Annotated in this window: 17 protein-coding genes; 5 read left to right on the top strand and 12 right to left on the bottom strand. The window is 46.1% G+C overall.

Annotation, left to right across the window (positions count from 1 at the left end; all coding sequences use genetic code 11):
* The 4 genes from ilvM to ilvA are packed head-to-tail and all read left to right on the top strand — an operon-like array spanning window position 1 to window position 4689.
* Window positions 1-285, top strand: coding sequence for an acetolactate synthase 2 small subunit (ilvM, locus tag AB4493_RS15705; protein ID WP_017055442.1), 285 nt, complete (start codon window positions 1-3; stop codon window positions 283-285).
* Between the two features lie 12 nt (window positions 286-297).
* Window positions 298-1266, top strand: a complete 969-nt coding sequence (locus AB4493_RS15700) for a branched-chain amino acid transaminase (protein WP_065584154.1) — start codon at window positions 298-300, stop codon at window positions 1264-1266.
* Between the two features lie 33 nt (window positions 1267-1299).
* Complete coding sequence (ilvD, locus tag AB4493_RS15695; RefSeq protein ID WP_372155371.1) at window positions 1300-3141, top strand: dihydroxy-acid dehydratase; 1842 nt, start codon at window positions 1300-1302, stop codon at window positions 3139-3141.
* Window positions 3142-3144: 3 nt separating this feature from the next.
* Window positions 3145-4689 carry a threonine ammonia-lyase, biosynthetic gene (gene ilvA, locus AB4493_RS15690; protein ID WP_372155369.1) on the top strand — a complete coding sequence of 515 codons (1545 nt, stop codon included), beginning with the start codon at window positions 3145-3147 and terminating at the stop codon, window positions 4687-4689.
* A 97-nt stretch (window positions 4690-4786) separates the two neighbouring features.
* Here ilvA and punR read toward each other — a convergent pair whose 3' ends face one another.
* Complete coding sequence (gene punR, locus AB4493_RS15685) at window positions 4787-5701, bottom strand: DNA-binding transcriptional activator PunR (protein ID WP_136974240.1); 915 nt, start codon at window positions 5699-5701, stop codon at window positions 4787-4789.
* A 163-nt stretch (window positions 5702-5864) separates the two neighbouring features.
* Between punR and punC the strand changes: the two genes are divergently transcribed.
* Window positions 5865-7076 (top strand): purine nucleoside transporter PunC, encoded by a 1212-nt coding sequence (gene punC / locus AB4493_RS15680; RefSeq protein WP_017063021.1) that lies wholly within the window; start codon window positions 5865-5867, stop codon window positions 7074-7076.
* 124 nt (window positions 7077-7200) lie between these two features.
* On the opposite strand, the gene glmU is transcribed toward punC, so the two are convergent.
* From glmU to AB4493_RS15625, 11 genes are all read right to left on the bottom strand, one after another.
* A complete protein-coding gene (glmU, locus tag AB4493_RS15675; protein ID WP_017058790.1) occupies window positions 7201-8562 on the bottom strand; it encodes a bifunctional UDP-N-acetylglucosamine diphosphorylase/glucosamine-1-phosphate N-acetyltransferase GlmU in 1362 nt (453 codons plus the stop codon).
* A gap of 182 nt (window positions 8563-8744) precedes the next feature.
* On the bottom strand, window positions 8745-9167 hold the full coding sequence (locus tag AB4493_RS15670; RefSeq protein ID WP_017058791.1) for a F0F1 ATP synthase subunit epsilon: 423 nt from the start codon (window positions 9165-9167) through the stop codon (window positions 8745-8747).
* Window positions 9168-9185: 18 nt separating this feature from the next.
* On the bottom strand, window positions 9186-10589 hold the full coding sequence (gene atpD / locus AB4493_RS15665) for a F0F1 ATP synthase subunit beta (protein ID WP_017058792.1): 1404 nt from the start codon (window positions 10587-10589) through the stop codon (window positions 9186-9188).
* 34 nt (window positions 10590-10623) lie between these two features.
* Window positions 10624-11490: a F0F1 ATP synthase subunit gamma gene (gene atpG, locus AB4493_RS15660; protein WP_017058793.1), complete on the bottom strand. Its 867-nt coding sequence runs from the start codon at window positions 11488-11490 to the stop codon at window positions 10624-10626.
* 48 nt (window positions 11491-11538) lie between these two features.
* Window positions 11539-13080 carry a F0F1 ATP synthase subunit alpha gene (gene atpA, locus AB4493_RS15655; protein ID WP_102321083.1) on the bottom strand — a complete coding sequence of 514 codons (1542 nt, stop codon included), beginning with the start codon at window positions 13078-13080 and terminating at the stop codon, window positions 11539-11541.
* Between the two features lie 13 nt (window positions 13081-13093).
* A complete protein-coding gene (gene atpH / locus AB4493_RS15650; protein WP_017058795.1) occupies window positions 13094-13627 on the bottom strand; it encodes a F0F1 ATP synthase subunit delta in 534 nt (177 codons plus the stop codon).
* A gap of 15 nt (window positions 13628-13642) precedes the next feature.
* Window positions 13643-14113, bottom strand: a complete 471-nt coding sequence (atpF, locus tag AB4493_RS15645) for a F0F1 ATP synthase subunit B (RefSeq protein ID WP_032545592.1) — start codon at window positions 14111-14113, stop codon at window positions 13643-13645.
* A 59-nt stretch (window positions 14114-14172) separates the two neighbouring features.
* A complete protein-coding gene (atpE, locus tag AB4493_RS15640) occupies window positions 14173-14430 on the bottom strand; it encodes a F0F1 ATP synthase subunit C (RefSeq protein ID WP_004411110.1) in 258 nt (85 codons plus the stop codon).
* Window positions 14431-14478: 48 nt separating this feature from the next.
* Window positions 14479-15276, bottom strand: a complete 798-nt coding sequence (gene atpB / locus AB4493_RS15635; protein WP_017058797.1) for a F0F1 ATP synthase subunit A — start codon at window positions 15274-15276, stop codon at window positions 14479-14481.
* 8 nt (window positions 15277-15284) lie between these two features.
* On the bottom strand, window positions 15285-15674 hold the full coding sequence (locus AB4493_RS15630) for a F0F1 ATP synthase subunit I (protein ID WP_017058798.1): 390 nt from the start codon (window positions 15672-15674) through the stop codon (window positions 15285-15287).
* Between the two features lie 192 nt (window positions 15675-15866).
* Complete coding sequence (locus AB4493_RS15625) at window positions 15867-16748, bottom strand: ParB/RepB/Spo0J family partition protein (protein ID WP_017058799.1); 882 nt, start codon at window positions 16746-16748, stop codon at window positions 15867-15869.
* Between the last annotated feature and the right edge of the window lie 8 nt (window positions 16749-16756).

Here is a 16756-nt window from a genome sequence, read left to right as displayed (position 1 = left end):
ATGAAAAGATACCTATTAGACATCAAAGCCGATGATAAGCCTGTACTACTAGAGCGTGTTCTTCGTGTTATCCGCCACCGTGGCTTCATTGTTAAGCAAGTTGCGGGCACTCAAAACCACGAAAGCAAAGTGGCGAGTGTTGAGATCATCGTAGACAGTGACCGTCCGATCTCGTTCTTGGTAAACCAAATCGAAAAGCTGTGGGATGTACGTACCGTTGACGTTATCTCGATCAGCCGTAATGAACTGCCAAACAACAACTTACAACAAAAGATAAACGCATAAGGAACCGCAAACATGACAGCTAAAACAGCAGACTATATTTGGTTTAACGGTGAGATGGTTCCTTGGGCAGAGGCGAACGTTCACGTCCTGACTCACGCAATGCACTACGGTACTTCTGTGTTTGAAGGTGTTCGTTGTTACAACACACCAAAAGGGCCGGTTATCTTCCGTCACCCTGAACATGCTAAGCGCCTAAAAGACTCAGCAAAAATCTATCGCTTCCCTATTCCTTACACTGAGGAAGAAATTATGGAAGCGACTCGCGAAACGCTACGCCAAAATAAGCTAGAGTCAGCGTACATCCGCCCTCTAGGTTTCGTAGGTAACGTTGGTTTGGGTGTCTGCCCGCCAGAAAATACTGAGATGGAACTGATCATCGCTGCTTTCCCTTGGGGGTCTTACCTAGGCGAAGAAGCACTAGAAAACGGCGTTGATGCAATGATTTCTAGCTGGAACCGTGCCGCTCCAAACACGATCCCAACCGCAGCAAAAGCCGGTGGTAACTACCTATCTTCACTATTAGTTGGTGGCGAAGCTCGCCGTCATGGTTACGATGAAGGCATCGCACTGAGTGTTGATGGTTACCTTTCTGAAGGGGCTGGTGAGAACATCTTTGTGGTACGTAACGGCGTGCTATCCACACCACCAGCGACCAGTGCGATTCTGCCGGGTATCACGCGTGATTCGATCATGACACTAGCAAAAGACATGGGTTATGAGATCCGTGAAGAGAACATTGCTCGTGAAGCGCTATACCTTGCCGATGAAGTATTCATGACAGGCACAGCGGCGGAAATCGTTCCGGTTCGCAGCGTAGACAAAATTACAGTAGGTGAAGGCAAACGCGGTCCTATCACTGAAAAAGTTCAAGCGGCTTACTTTGGTCTATTCAATGGCACCACTGAAGATAAGTGGGGCTGGTTAGACTACGTTTATCCAGCAGGCCAAACTTCAGAAAACCAAACGCAAACAACTAAGTAAGCAACAGCCAAATATTTTATAAGGATTTAAGCAATGCCAATCTATCGTTCAGCAACGACTACCCACGGACGCAACATGGCTGGTGCGCGCGCTTTATGGCGTGCAACTGGCGTTAAAGATGATGACTTCGGTAAGCCAATCATCGCAGTTGTAAACTCGTTCACTCAATTCGTACCAGGCCACGTTCACCTTAAAGATATGGGGCAACTGGTTGCGGGTGAAATCGAGAAAGCGGGCGGTATCGCTAAAGAATTCAACACCATCGCAGTCGATGATGGTATCGCAATGGGCCACGGCGGCATGCTGTACTCACTGCCATCACGTGAGCTTATCGCGGATTCAGTAGAATACATGGTCAATGCACACTGTGCGGATGCGATGGTGTGTATCTCTAACTGTGACAAAATCACTCCGGGAATGATGATGGCAGCAATGCGCCTTAACATCCCAGTGATCTTTGTATCAGGCGGCCCAATGGAAGCGGGTAAAACTAAGCTTTCCGATCAAATCATCAAGCTAGACCTTGTTGACGCAATGATCCAAGGTGCCGATCCAACCATTTCTGATGAGCAAAGTGAGCAAGTAGAGCGTTCTGCATGTCCGACATGTGGTTCATGTTCAGGTATGTTCACAGCGAACTCAATGAACTGTCTAACAGAAGCGCTTGGTCTATCTCAGCCAGGTAACGGTTCTATGCTAGCAACCCACGCAGACCGTGAAGAGCTATTCATCAATGCTGGTAAGCGCATCGTTGACCTAACCAAGCGTTACTACGAGCAAGATGACGCATCAGCACTGCCTCGTAACATCGCGAACCGCGCAGCCTTTGAAAATGCAATGGCTCTAGATATCGCAATGGGTGGCTCGAGTAACACCGTTCTTCACCTATTGGCAGCAGCTCAAGAAGGTGAAGTCGACTTTGATATGGGTGATATCGACGAGATGTCTCGCCGCGTTCCACACCTATGTAAGGTTGCGCCTTCAACACCTAAATACCACATGGAAGACGTTCACCGCGCTGGTGGTGTTATGGCTATCCTAGGTGAACTAGACCGCGCAGGCCTACTGAACAACCAAACTCGCACTGTACTTGGCCTAAGCATGCAAGAGCAGCTAGCTCAATACGACATCATGCAAACAGAAGATGAAGCGGTGCTTAAGTTCTTCCGCGCTGGCCCTGCTGGCATTCGTACTACCAAAGCCTTCTCACAAGATTGTCGTTGGGATCGCCTTGATGATGACCGCGTCGATGGTTGTATCCGTACCAAAGAGAACGCATTCAGCCAAGAAGGTGGTCTAGCGGTACTTTCAGGTAACATCGCGGTTGATGGTTGTATCGTTAAGACCGCGGGTGTTGATGAAGAAAACCTTAAATTCCAAGGCCCTGCAATCGTATTCGAAAGCCAAGATACGGCAGTAGACGGCATCTTAGCGGGTAAAGTAAAAGCAGGTGAAGTGGTTGTTATTCGTTACGAAGGTCCTAAAGGTGGTCCGGGCATGCAAGAAATGCTCTACCCAACGACTTACCTAAAATCTATGGGTCTAGGTAAATCTTGTGCTCTTCTAACTGACGGACGTTTCTCTGGTGGTACATCAGGTTTGTCTATCGGTCACGCGTCTCCAGAAGCTGCAAGTGGCGGTGTGATTGGTCTAGTAAACACTGGCGATATCATCACTATCGACATCCCTAGCCGTTCAATCACACTTGATGTGCCTGAAGCCGAGCTAGAAGCGCGTCGTGTTAAGCAAGACGCACTAGGCTGGAAACCAGAAAACCGTCAGCGTGAAGTTTCATTCGCACTGAAAGCTTACGCAAGCATGGCAACCAGTGCCGACAAAGGCGCCGTGCGTGATAAGTCTAAGCTAGAGGGCTAGTCTATGAGTGATGACACGGTCAGTCCCCAAAAACAAACTGGCGCAGATTATCTGCGTCAGATCCTGAGAGCGCCGGTTTACGAAGCGGCAATCGTAACACCTCTACAGGATATGCCGCGTCTAAGCGCGCGCATTGGTAATCAGGTTCAGCTTAAACGAGAAGACCGTCAGCCGGTGCACTCGTTCAAGCTACGTGGTGCCTACAACATGGTATCAAGCCTTTCTGAGCAGCAAAAAGCCGCAGGTGTGATTGCTGCATCGGCGGGTAATCATGCTCAAGGTATGGCTCTGTCTGGCTCTAAGCTGGGCATTCAGACTACGATTGTGATGCCAAAAACCACGCCAGACATCAAGGTTGATGCGGTACGTGGCTTTGGCGGTAACGTGGTTCTGCACGGCAGCAACTTTGATGAGGCCAAGGCAGAAGCCGAGCGTCTTTCTGCTGAACATGGCTTTACCTTTGTGCCGCCTTTCGATCACCCACTGGTGATTGCAGGACAAGGCACGATGGGTATGGAGATGCTGCAGCAGAATGGTCATATGGATTACATCTTTGTGCCGGTTGGTGGTGGTGGCTTAGCTGCGGGTGTTGCTGTATTAGTAAAACAGCTGATGCCAGAGATTAAAGTCATTGCAGTAGAACCAGAAGATTCGTCTTGCTTAAAAGCGGCCCTCGATGCCGGTGAACCTGTGGTACTGGATCAAGTCAGCATGTTTGCCGATGGCGTTGCGGTTAAGCGCATTGGTGAAGAGACATTCCGTCTGTGTCAGCAGTACATCGATGGTCACATTGCCGTGTCTAGCGATGAGATCTGCTCTGCGGTCAAAGACATCTTTGAAGACACTCGTGCGATTGCCGAGCCTTCTGGTGCGCTTGCTCTGGCTGGTTTAAAGAAGTTTGCAGAGCAGAACCAACTGCAAGGCAAACAACTGGCAACTGTACTTTCTGGTGCTAATACCAACTTCCACGGTCTGCGTTATGTCTCTGAACGTTGTGAACTAGGTGAGAAGCGAGAAGGTCTACTTGCGGTTACGATTCCAGAGCGACAAGGAGCATTCCTAGAGTTCTGTAATATTATTGGTGGTCGAGCGGTAACTGAGTTTAACTACCGCCACAACGACGAAAGCCTAGCGAATATCTTCGTTGGTGTACGCCTACAAGGTGGTCAAGAAGAACTCGAACACATCATCAATGACTTACGTGAGGGCGGCTACCCGGTTGTCGATCTCTCTGATGATGAGATGGCAAAACTGCACATTCGTTACATGATTGGCGGTAAACCATCGAAGCCACTGAAAGAACGCCTATACAGCTTTGAGTTCCCAGAGTACCCAGGTGCATTGATTAAATTCCTTGATACCTTAGGGACACACTGGAATATCAGCCTATTCAATTACCGTAACCACGGTGCCGACTACGGCCGTGTATTGTGTGGCTTTGAACTTGATGACGATGATTTGGCTCAGTTCTCAACACATCTACGAGAGCTTGGCTATCAGTGTAAAGATGAAACCGATAACCCTTCCTACAAGTTCTTCTTGTCATAAGAGTTAACGACCGAATCAAAAAGAGCGAGTATTTACTCGCTCTTTTTATTGGTGCTGATTCAACTCAAACTTGAAAAGGATCTTCTCGCTAAGATCATTAGACCGCCTTGCGATGATCCAACCAATCTTGGTGAAGTTGTTCACTCGATCCTAGGTATTTCACCATCCACTCGATCAACTTATGGTTATCGTCTTTTCGCCACACCAAACAACAATGACTCTGCGGACTCGGTTCAGGCAGTATTTTTTCCACCAGCAAGCCTTGTTCGATAATTGGCGCGGCAATGTGCCTCGGCATATAACCCACCCCTACTCCATTTTTAAGGCATTCAATTGCGCTATACCAATTGGGTAACAACAGGCGTCTTTGACTTGAGTAGTGGCCTGTGTGTCGCTTAGGGAGCACACTGGAGGTATCATCCAAGCAGATGGCTGGATATTGGCTCACGAACTCTTCATTGAGGTTCTGTTCGCGCACACACGGGTGACTTGGCGACATTACAAATGCCCAATCTAATTGCCCCATGTCTTTGACTTCAAAATCGCCACCAACTGGCACAGCTGAGGTGGCGCCAATCACGATATCCGCCCTGCCCTGTGCAATCGCTTCCCATGAGCCGTTGAATACCTCCATGTTGATCTGAAGTTCGGCAAACTCAAAGGTTTGATAGAACTCTTCAATCATCGGCTTCATCTTGTCGAGCTTCACCACATTATCGAGCGTCAGACGCAAGGTTTTCTTCCAACCTCGAGCTGCTCGACGAGTCTGGGCACTGACCTCTTCCATTTGCCTCAGTAGTGCACGCGCCTCTTCAATGAACAGTTCACCTGCCGGAGTGAGCTCAACCTTTCTCGGTAAACGCCTGAAAAGCAGCACATCCAGTTCTTGTTCGACCTGTCTGACACCATAACTGATCGCCGAGGGCACTTTGTGCAACTGCTCAGCCGCCGCGGTAAAACTGCCCAAGCGCGCTACCGTATCGAGCATTTCTAAAGAGGATTTAGAGAACATAAGCCTTCAAATTTTTTGATTGATAACCACATATTTTAGCGTTTTATTTTATCAGGTCTGAAAAATAGAATGTCAGCATAAATAAACAGGGGCTTTCACTTCTGTATATCAAACAATTTTTTTGATGATAAAAACATCACTACCTTTAGCTTAATGGCATCTTATGAATATTTCTAAATTTCAATTGGTCTACCTTGCAGTTCTTTCAATGCTTGGCTTTATTGCGACCGATATGTACCTTCCTGCATTTAAGGCAATGGAAGTTGATTTCGCAACCGGCCCAGAGCAGATTGCCCTGTCTTTAACGGTATTCCTTGGCGGTATGGCAATGGGTCAGCTTCTTTGGGGTCTGGCGAGTGACAAGTATGGTCACCGTAATACGCTGGCGGTTGGTCTTGTTATCTTTACTGCAGCTTCATTCGGCTTAGCATTCAGCACCGAGGTATGGCATCTACTGACACTGCGCTTCATTCAAGCGATCGGCGTATGTGCTCCTGCGGTAATCTGGCAAGCAATGGTTATCAAGCGTTACTCACAAAGCAGTAGCCAACAAATTTTTGCAACCATCATGCCTTTGGTTGCGCTATCTCCTGCATTAGCACCTCAGCTAGGTGTGTTACTGGCGGATAGCTTTGGCTGGCACAGCATCTTCATCACATTAACCTTGATGGGTGCACTGCTAGTGGCGACAACAATGGCTCAACCAAAAGAAGCGCCTGAAGTAAAACAGACATCGATTAAGACAGACATCAAGATGTTGCTTAAATCAAAGCCTTACATGGGTAATGTCTTAATGTTTGCTTCAGCATCTGCAGCGTTCTTCGCTTACCTAACGGGTATGCCAGAGATCATGGCTCAACTAGGTTATGAAGCAAAAGACATCGGTTTGAGCTTTATCCCACAAACAATCGCGTTCATGGCGGGTGGTTACTTCGGTAAGCAAGCAGTGAAGAAATATGGCGATGGCGTTGTACTAAGAAACCTTATCGGTTTGTTCAGTGTAGCGGCGATGCTTATCTTTATCGCATCACAGTGGGAACTGACGTCAATCTGGCCTCTACTTGCGCCTTTCTGTTTGATTGCTGTCGCAAACGGCGCACTTTACCCAATCGTAGTAAACCGTGCTCTATCAAGCGCTAAACAAAGCCCAGCAACAGCTGCTGGTCTACAAAACAGCCTGCAAATCAGTATCAGTGGCCTATCAAGTGCATTGGTCGCGGCAATGGCTAGCCAAGCACTAAGCGCGACGGGTATTGCCGTTGTGATCTGTTTGGGTGCGTTGTGGGTTGGCTATATTGTTTCGAACAAAGAGCTTTCTGAACACTTCGCGACACCTGACAACTCTCGAGTAGTCGCTGACGAGAAACAAGACTAGTTTCTAAGTTAACGAAAACAAAAAAGAGCGATATTACTCGCTCTTTTTTTATATCTAGATAAATAAGAAAAAGCCAGTAGCGGTACTACTGACTTTCATTTAAATCATCTTATTTGTTAAGAGACTACTTTTTCTTAGTCGGACGCTGCCAGTCAGCAATCTTACGTTCTTTCGCACGGCTGATAACCAGCTCATTTTCAGAAACATCGCGTGTTACGGTAGAGCCAGCTCCAACGGTAGCACCATTACCAATCGTAACAGGCGCTATTAATTGACTATCTGAACCAACAAACACGTCATCACCAATAATGGTCTTAAACTTATTCGCCCCATCGTAGTTACAAGTAATTGCACCCGCACCCACGTTTACGCGCTGACCAATTTCAGCATCCCCAAGATAAGTCAGGTGGTTGGCTTTAGAGCCTTCGCCAAGGCGAGTATTCTTCACTTCAACAAAGTTACCGACGTGCGAGTTATTACGCATATCGGCACCCGGACGTAGGCGAGTGAATGGACCAACGGTACAGTCTTCCCCCACCGTTGCCCCTTCAATAACGCTGTATGGACGAACGATGGTGTTGTCGTCAATCTCACAGTCTTTCAGTACACATCCCGTACCAATAACCACATTATCACCAATGCTGACACTGCCTTCAATGATAACGTTAGTATCGATCTCGACATCCATACCGCACTGCAGATCACCGCGTAGATCAAAGCGGCTAGGGTCGCGTAGCATCACGCCTTGCTTCAATAGCTTATCGGCTTGCGTAGCTTGGTAAGCGCGCTCTAGGCGAGCCAGTTGCGAACGATCGTTAACGCCTTCCACTTCAATTGGGCTTACTGGGTGTACCGCTTCAACTGCACGACCTTCGTCGTGAGCCGCAGCGATAACGTCAGTCAGGTAATATTCACCCTGTGCGTTGTCGTTGCTTAGACCTGACAACCAGCGCTTCAGATCGCCACCAGTCGCCACCATAACGCCGGTATTGATCTCTTTGATAAGCTTCTGCTCATCCGTTGCATCTTTCTGTTCAACGATAGCCACAACAGGGCCATTACGACGAATAATACGTCCGTAGCCCATCGGGTTGTCTAACACGACAGTAAGTAGCGCGATGCCACCGTTTGGTTGAGCGTCTAATAGGTTTTCAATGGTTTCAGGTGAGATTAGTGGAACATCACCGTAGAGCACCAATACTTTTTCATCATCAGCGAAATGTGCAGATGCTTGATCCACAGCGTGACCTGTGCCGAGCTGTTCAGCTTGCAGTGCCCAGTTTACAGATTCTTCAGCTAAGGTAGCCTTCATCTGATCACCACCGTGGCCGTAAACCAGGTTGATGTTTTGAGCGCCTAGACCATTACATGTATCGATAACATGCTTCACCATTGGCTTACCCGCAAGTGTGTGCAGAACCTTTGGTGTGTTTGAATACATGCGAGTGCCTTTGCCCGCCGCGAGAATTACCGCGCTAAACTTCATTGTAAACCTATCCAACGTTATTTTTATTAAGCCGATATTGTAACCGTTTTTGGGCAAAAAATTAAATCGCAATAACCATTTAACCGGTAGTGATACGTAAAAGAAGCATTTTTGAGAATCTAAAAATGCAAAAAGGCGACCCTTAGGTCGCCTTTATCTCAGAGTCTGTAATCTTAAAAAGATTAACGACGCTGTTTTGTCAGTTCGATAACTCGTAACTGAGCAATGGCTTTAGCCAGTTCACCGGCCGCTTGTGCGAAGTCTATGTCGCCATGCTGATTTTGGATATTCTCCACAGCCTTGCGCTTAGCTTCTTCCGCCTTTGCTGCGTCTAGCTCTTCACCACGGATAGCTGTATCAGCCAGTACAGTTGCTGTACCAGGCTGAACTTCTACCATACCACCAGAAACATAAATGATTTCTTCGTGGCCGTGCTGCTTAACAATACGCACCATGCCAGGCTTGATAGCGGTCAGCAGTGGACAGTGACCATGGAAAATACCAAGTTCACCCTCACTACCGGTCACCTGAAACGTCTCAACAAGGCCTGAGAAAATTTGTTTCTCTGCACTTACAACGTCTAGGTGAAAGGTTATTGCTGCCATATCGCCTCCTAGTTAGCCTTATAGCTTCTTAGCATTCTCGATAGCTTCGTCAATTGCACCACAGTACATGAACGCTTGCTCTGGAATGTCATCGTATTCACCAGATAGAAGACCTTGGAAGCCACGTAGAGTCTCTTTAAGAGGTACGTAAATGCCTGGGTCACCTGTAAATACTTCCGCTACGTGGTAAGGCTGAGTTAGGAACTTCTCAATCTTACGAGCACGAGATACAACTTGCTTATCTTCTTCAGATAGCTCGTCCATACCTAGGATAGCAATGATATCTTTCAGCTCTTTATAGCGCTGAAGAGTAGACTGAACGCCACGAGCGATGTCGTAGTGCTCTTGTCCAACTACCAATGGATCCAGTTGACGTGAAGTAGAATCTAGCGGGTCGATCGCAGGGTATAGACCCATAGATGCGATGTTACGGTTAAGTACAACCGTTGCATCCAAGTGAGCGAACGTTGTTGCTGGAGACGGGTCAGTCAAGTCATCCGCAGGTACGTATACCGCCTGTACAGACGTGATAGAACCAGCTTTAGTTGACGTGATACGCTCTTGTAGAACACCCATTTCTTCAGCCAGTGTAGGTTGGTAACCTACCGCAGAAGGCATACGACCTAGAAGTGCTGATACTTCAGTACCTGCTAGTGTGTAACGGTAGATGTTATCAACGAACAGTAGAACGTCACGACCTTCGTCACGGAAGCGCTCTGCCATTGTTAGGCCAGTCAGGGCAACACGTAGACGGTTACCTGGTGGCTCGTTCATCTGACCGTAAACCATCGCTACTTTTGATTCTTCAGGTTTTTCGATGTTTACAACACCTGCTTCCTGCATCTCAAAGTAGAAATCGTTACCTTCACGAGTACGCTCACCTACACCTGCAAATACAGATAGGCCTGAGTGTTGAAGTGCGATGTTGTTGATAAGTTCCATCATGTTAACGGTCTTACCTACACCAGCACCACCGAATAGACCGATTTTACCACCCTTAGCGAATGGACAAATCAAGTCGATTACTTTAACACCAGTTTCTAGAAGAGCTGTCTCGTTAGACTGCTCTTCGTAGCTTGGAGCTTCACGGTGAATGGCGTAATGCTCTTCAGCACCAATCTCGCCACACTCATCAATCGCGTCACCTAGGACATTCATGATACGACCCAATGTCTTAGTACCTACTGGTACTGAGATTGGAGCGCCAGTATTTTCAACTGTCAAACCACGACGTAAACCATCAGAGCTACCCATTACGATTGCGCGAACTACGCCACCGCCAAGTTGTTGCTGAACTTCAAGAACTAGACGTTCTTGTACTTCATTAACATTCAGAGCGTCGTATACACGAGGTACTTCACCCTGTGGGAACTCTACGTCGACTACCGCACCGATGATCTGTACGATCTTACCTGTAGCCATCGTTAATCCTCTAACTATTTAGTTTTACCTAAGCTTAAACCGCAGCTGCGCCTGAAACGATCTCAGAAAGTTCTTGTGTAATTGCCGCTTGACGCGCTTTGTTGTACACAAGTTCTAAGTCATCAATAATGTCACCAGCGTTATCTGTTGCTGATTTCATAGCAATCATTCGAGCCGCTTGCTCACAAGCAAGGTTCTCGACCACACCTTGATATACTTGAGATTCGACGTAGCGAACCAGTAGTGCATCTAGTAGTGGTTTTGGCTCAGGCTCATAAATGTAGTCCCAAGCATGATCGCGTTTCATGTCTTCGCTGTCTGATTTAGGCAAAGGAAGTAATTGATCGATCGTTGGTTCTTGTACCATAGTGTTTTCAAACTTGTTGAACACTACGAACAGGCGATCCAATTCGCCTTCATCATATTTCTTCAGCATAACGCTTACAGAGCCAATCAAGTCTTCAAGGCTTGGGCGATCGCCCAGACCAGAAACTTGAGCTGCTACTTTCGCGCCGCTGTTGTTGAAAAATGCTGTCGCTTTTGAACCTACAATTGCAAGTTCAACGTCAGCACCTTTCTCAGACCAATCTTTCATGTCGTTCATGGCTTTTTTGAACAAGTTAATGTTCAAACCACCACAAAGACCACGGTCTGTAGAAACGATGATGTAACCAACACGTTTGGCTTCACGTTCCTCAAGATAAGGATGCTTATACTCGAGGCTACCATTAGCCAAATGACCGATCACTTTACGCATTGTTTCTGCATATGGACGAGTAGCTTCCATTGCGTCTTGAGAACGACGCATTTTTGAAGCTGCTACCATTTCCATTGCTTTCGTAATCTTCTGTGTGCTTTTAACACTACCGATTTTATTACGTATCTCTTTTGCGCCGGCCATCGTTACTCTCCGTTAATGGTATGAGGTGGCCCTAAGACCACCTACCAATTACCAGGTCTGGGTTGCCTTGAAATCGTCAACAAGCTTCTTCAGCTCAGCTTCGATTTCTTTATTGAAAGCACCCGTTGTGTCGATCTGTGTTGCTAGATCGGCATATTGACCACGAGCAAACGACAGTAAAGCAGCTTCAAAGTCTAGAACTTTAGAAAGTTCAACGTCTTGAAGGTATCCACGCTCTGCAGCGAAGATTACTAGAGCCTGATCAAATACAGACATAGGAGCGTATTGCTTCTGCTTCATCAGTTCTGTAACTTTTTGACCGTGGTCTAGCTGCTTCTTAGTCGCTTCATCAAGATCCGAAGAGAACTGAGCAAATGCTGCAAGTTCACGGTATTGAGCTAGAGCAGTACGGATACCGCCAGATAGCTTCTTGATGATTTTAGTCTGCGCCGAACCACCTACACGAGAAACTGAGATACCAGGGTCAACAGCTGGACGTACGCCCGCGTTGAATAGCTCAGTTTGTAGGAAGATCTGACCATCGGTAATCGAGATTACGTTCGTCGGTACGAATGCAGATACGTCACCAGCTTGCGTTTCGATGATAGGAAGAGCAGTTAAAGAACCCGTCTTGCCTTTCACTTCGCCTTTAGTGAATTCTTCTACGTAGTGTTCGCTTACACGAGCAGCACGCTCTAGTAGACGAGAGTGAAGGTAGAAAACATCACCAGGGAACGCTTCACGACCTGGTGGACGCTTAAGCAGTAGTGAGATCTGACGGTAAGCGACAGCTTGCTTAGATAGATCATCATAAACAATCAGTGCATCTTCACCGCGATCACGGAAGTATTCACCCATCGCACAACCAGCATACGGTGCAAGGTATTGCAGCGCTGCAGATTCAGAAGCCGATGCAACAACAACAACAGTGTTTGCTAGTGCGCCGTGCTCTTCTAGTTTGCGAACTACGTTAGCGATAGTCGACGCTTTTTGGCCGATTGCAACGTAGATAGAGAAAATACCAGAATTTTTTTGGTTAATAATCGCATCGATCGCCATCGCTGTTTTACCAGTCTGACGGTCACCGATAATAAGTTCACGCTGACCACGACCGATAGGGATCATTGAGTCAACTGACTTGTAACCAGTTTGAACAGGTTGATCTACCGATTTACGGTCGATTACACCTGGTGCGATAATTTCTACAGGCGAAGTCAATTTCGCATCAATAGGACCTTTACCATCAATTGGCTCACCTAGCGTGTTTACCACACGACCAAGCATTTCAGGACCTACTGGTACTTCGAGAATACGACCCGTACCTGTAACTTTCATGCCTTCCTGTAGGTCAGCATATGGGCCCATTACAACAGCACCAACCGAATCACGGTTCAAGTTAAGTGCTAGCGCGTAACGGCCACCCGGTAGTTCAATCATTTCACCTTGCATCACGTCCGCTAGGCCGTGAATGCTAAGGATGCCATCGCTTACCGAAACGATAGTACCTTCATTGCGAGCTTCACTAACAACGTCGAAAGATTCAATACGTTGTTTAATTAGATCGCTAATTTCAGTGGAATTAAGTTGCATGCTCCAATCCCCATTAAGACTGCAATGCATCGCTCAGGCGGTCTAAACGACTGCGCGCTGAGTTATCGATGACTAGGTCTCCGGCTCGAATAATAACTCCACTAAGTAGAGTCTCATCTATACTGCAATTCAGCTGAACTTTGCGCGCTAAGCGCTGTTCCAATTTGCTGCTGATCTCTGCGCGTTGTTCTTTAGAAAGTTCAACCGCTGAAGTGACTTCAACGTCGATCTCTTTCTCGTGCTCTTGTTTGAGCAATAAGAACTCTTTGCAAACATCAGGAAAAGCCATTAAGCGGCCATTCTCTGCCATTACTTTTATCAAGTTCTGGCCGAATTCATCAAATTGTTCGCCACAAATTACAATGAATACTTCAGCTAATTTTTCAGCAGTTTGAGAGCTGCTTAAGAAATTGTGAACATCATCATTTTGTGCCACTTCGGCAGCAAAAGTAAGCATCTGACCCCATTGGTCTAGCTCACCTTTCTCTACCGCAAAGTCAAACGCTGCTTTAGCATAGGGGCGTGCGATTGTAGTCAAATCAGACATATACAGCCCCTTGCTTTAAAGTTTTGCAGTAATGTTGTTAAGAAGATCATCGTGTACATCTTTATCGATTGTACGCTCAAGGATTTTCTCAGCACCAGCAATTGCCAGAGTTGCGACTTGTTTGCGCAGGTCATCACGGGCACGTGTGCGCTCAGCTTCAATTTCGGCTTCCGCTTGCGCTAAGATTTTCTGGCGCTCTGCCTGAGCCTCTTCGCGAGCTTCATCAATAATTTGAGCCTTGCGTTTATTTGCCTGTTCAATAACCTCAGTTGCGGTGCGCTTCGCTTCTTTCAATTGGTCAGAAGCGTTGGCTTGTGCTAGATCCAAGTTTTTAGCAGCGCGTTCAGCGGCTACTAGACCGTCAGCAATTTTTTTCTGACGCTCTTCAATTGCTTGCATGATTGGTGGCCATACATATTTCATGCAGAACCAAACAAACATAGAAAAAGCAATTGCTTGACCTAACAGAGTTGCGTTCATATTCACAACAGCTACCCCTCGTTAAGAATCAACTACAAAAATTTAATTAACTAATTAACAGTTAATTAGCCTGCTAGTTGACCAACAAATGGGTTAGCAAACGTGAATAGTAGTGCGATTACGATACCGATCATTGGAACAGCATCCAGTAGACCAGCGATGATGAACATCTTAACTTGTAGCATTGGAGCCATTTCAGGTTGACGCGCAGCGCCTTCTAGGAATTTACCACCAAGAATAGCAAAACCAATTGCAGTACCTACGGCACAAAGACCAACAATAATAGCAACAGCGATTGCTGAAAAACTTAGTACAGTTTCCATTTACGTTCTCCGATTAACATTAATAGTTAGAATAAAACTTAAAAATTTTTAGTGATCGCCATCTTCATGGGCCATTGATAAATAAACAATTGTTAACATCATGAAAACAAATGCTTGAATCAAAATAACCAAGATATGGAAGATAGCCCAAGGTAGAGAGCCTACCCATTGTAAATACCACGGTAGCATTGCCGCACAAAGAATGAATACAACCTCACCTGCGAACATGTTACCGAATAGACGCATACCAAGTGATAGAGGCTTCGCGAGTAGCGATACCACTTCAATCAGTAGGTTAAACGGGATCATGATTGGGTGATTAAATGGATGTAAAGCAAGTTCTTTGGCGAATCCACCTAAGCCTTTTACTTTGATGCTGTAGTAGATCATCAGAGCAAAAACACCTAAGGCCATTGACATGGTTATATTAACATCAGCTGAAGGAACCACTTTCAAATAAGGGATACCTAGCCAATGCTCCGCAGGATATGGTAAGAAATCGATAGGCACTAAGTCCATCAAGTTCATTAAAATAATCCAGCAGAATATAGTCAGTGCTAATGGAGCAATCAGAGGGTTGCGGCCATGGAAAGTGTCTTTAACGTTGCCATCAACGAATTCAACTACCATTTCAACAAAACACTGAAGCTTACCAGGTACACCTACTGTTGCTTTCTTAGCGACTGAGCGAAAAACCCAAAGGAATAACATCCCTGTCAACACCGAAAAAAACAGACTGTCTATATGTACGTTCCAGAAACTTGTCTCCTCTACAAGACCAAACTTAGCTAAAGAAAGGTTTTGTAAGTGGTGCTCAATGTATCCGGATGCTGTTGGCGCAGCCATAACTCATCCTATTTTTTATTGTTAATGAAAAGCACTGGCGCAAAGATATTAATACCTAGAACCAGTAAATAGGTCAGTTTGAGGGGAACTAATTCCACCTGCATATACATGTAGACAATAGAGAATAGTAGAACTGTGATAAGGATTTTTAGCGCTTCGCCTGCATAGAACGACGCCGCAACTAACTTAGTTGCGCGAGCTCCACTAAATAGGAAAGCACACACACAAAAAACTGCATTTGCGATGACAAAAATACCGCCACCGATTAATGCAGCAAAACCCCAATCAGGATTAACAGCTAAACCTAACCCTATCGCCACTAATATAACCGCGCTAAGCTCGATCAATAACATTTGCTTTGCAAGCACTCGTCCTGGTCTTGCTAACGCCGCTACCATGTATTCGTTCCTCTTTTAAGCCTTCTTTACTACTCGCTTAAAAGCGTGCTGAGAAATTGGCGAAAATTATACGTTCAGCCAAATTGATTGCAATAACAATGCAGCAATCATTTACATTTTTGCATACAAACCTACAACTTTTGTACGAAATTACTTGTTTATTACATAATTGACCTAAATCAATTATCTCATTTAGTACTCTAGTTTAGCAATAAGTTGCTCTAATTTGTGAGGCTCATCAAGAGTAATTGTCACTTTTGACTTACCGCTAACAGAACGAGTAACTGAAACGTTTGCTTGCAATTTTTCCGTGAGTCTTCGTGAAAGTTCGATAGCTTCTGTGTCTTCAGGCTTCGATTCACCTTCAACGTCTGGTTTTAAGCACTTTTTGACAAGTTGCTCAGTTTGACGCACGGTCATTTTTTTGGTTGCCGCAGTGTTTGCTGCTTCAACCTGGGTATCACCTTCAAGCGCAAGCAGTGCTCGAGCATGCCCCATTTCCAGTTGTTTATTGGAAACTAAACCTTTTACTTCATTTTCGAGCTGATTTAGACGTAATAAGTTACTCACCGTAGCTCTCGATTTACCGATTACATCAGCGACTTGTTGGTGTGTCAGCTCAAATTCGTTCTGTAGTCGCTCTAGCGCTTGTGCTTCTTCGATAACATTCAGATCTTCACGCTGAATATTCTCAATCAACGCCATCGCGATAGCGGCTTTGTCTTCGACTCTCTTGACCAAACATGGCACTTGTTTAAGGCCAGCTTGACGAGCCGCTCTCCAACGACGTTCACCAGCAATAATCTCGAACTGGTCGTGCGCCAATGGGCGAACTACGATCGGTTGGATAATGCCTTGAGATTGAATTGATGCTGCCAGCTCTTCTAGCGCTTCAGGCGCAATATCCTTACGCGGTTGATATACACCAGGCTTCAAGCAACCAACAGCCAGTTCAATAAGCTCACCATCAGCCGACAACGCCTGACTATGAGAAGCAACTTGCTGTTTTTCACGAGCCAATGAGCTAGTTGCAAGCAATGCATCTAGCCCTTTTCCTAAACCACGCTTAGACATTGAGCGAA

The organism is Vibrio sp. 10N.222.55.A1, assembly GCF_041473835.1.
Taxonomy (GTDB): Bacteria; Pseudomonadota; Gammaproteobacteria; order Enterobacterales; family Vibrionaceae; genus Vibrio; species Vibrio crassostreae_C.
This window is presented reverse-complemented; position numbering and strand designations above follow the sequence as displayed.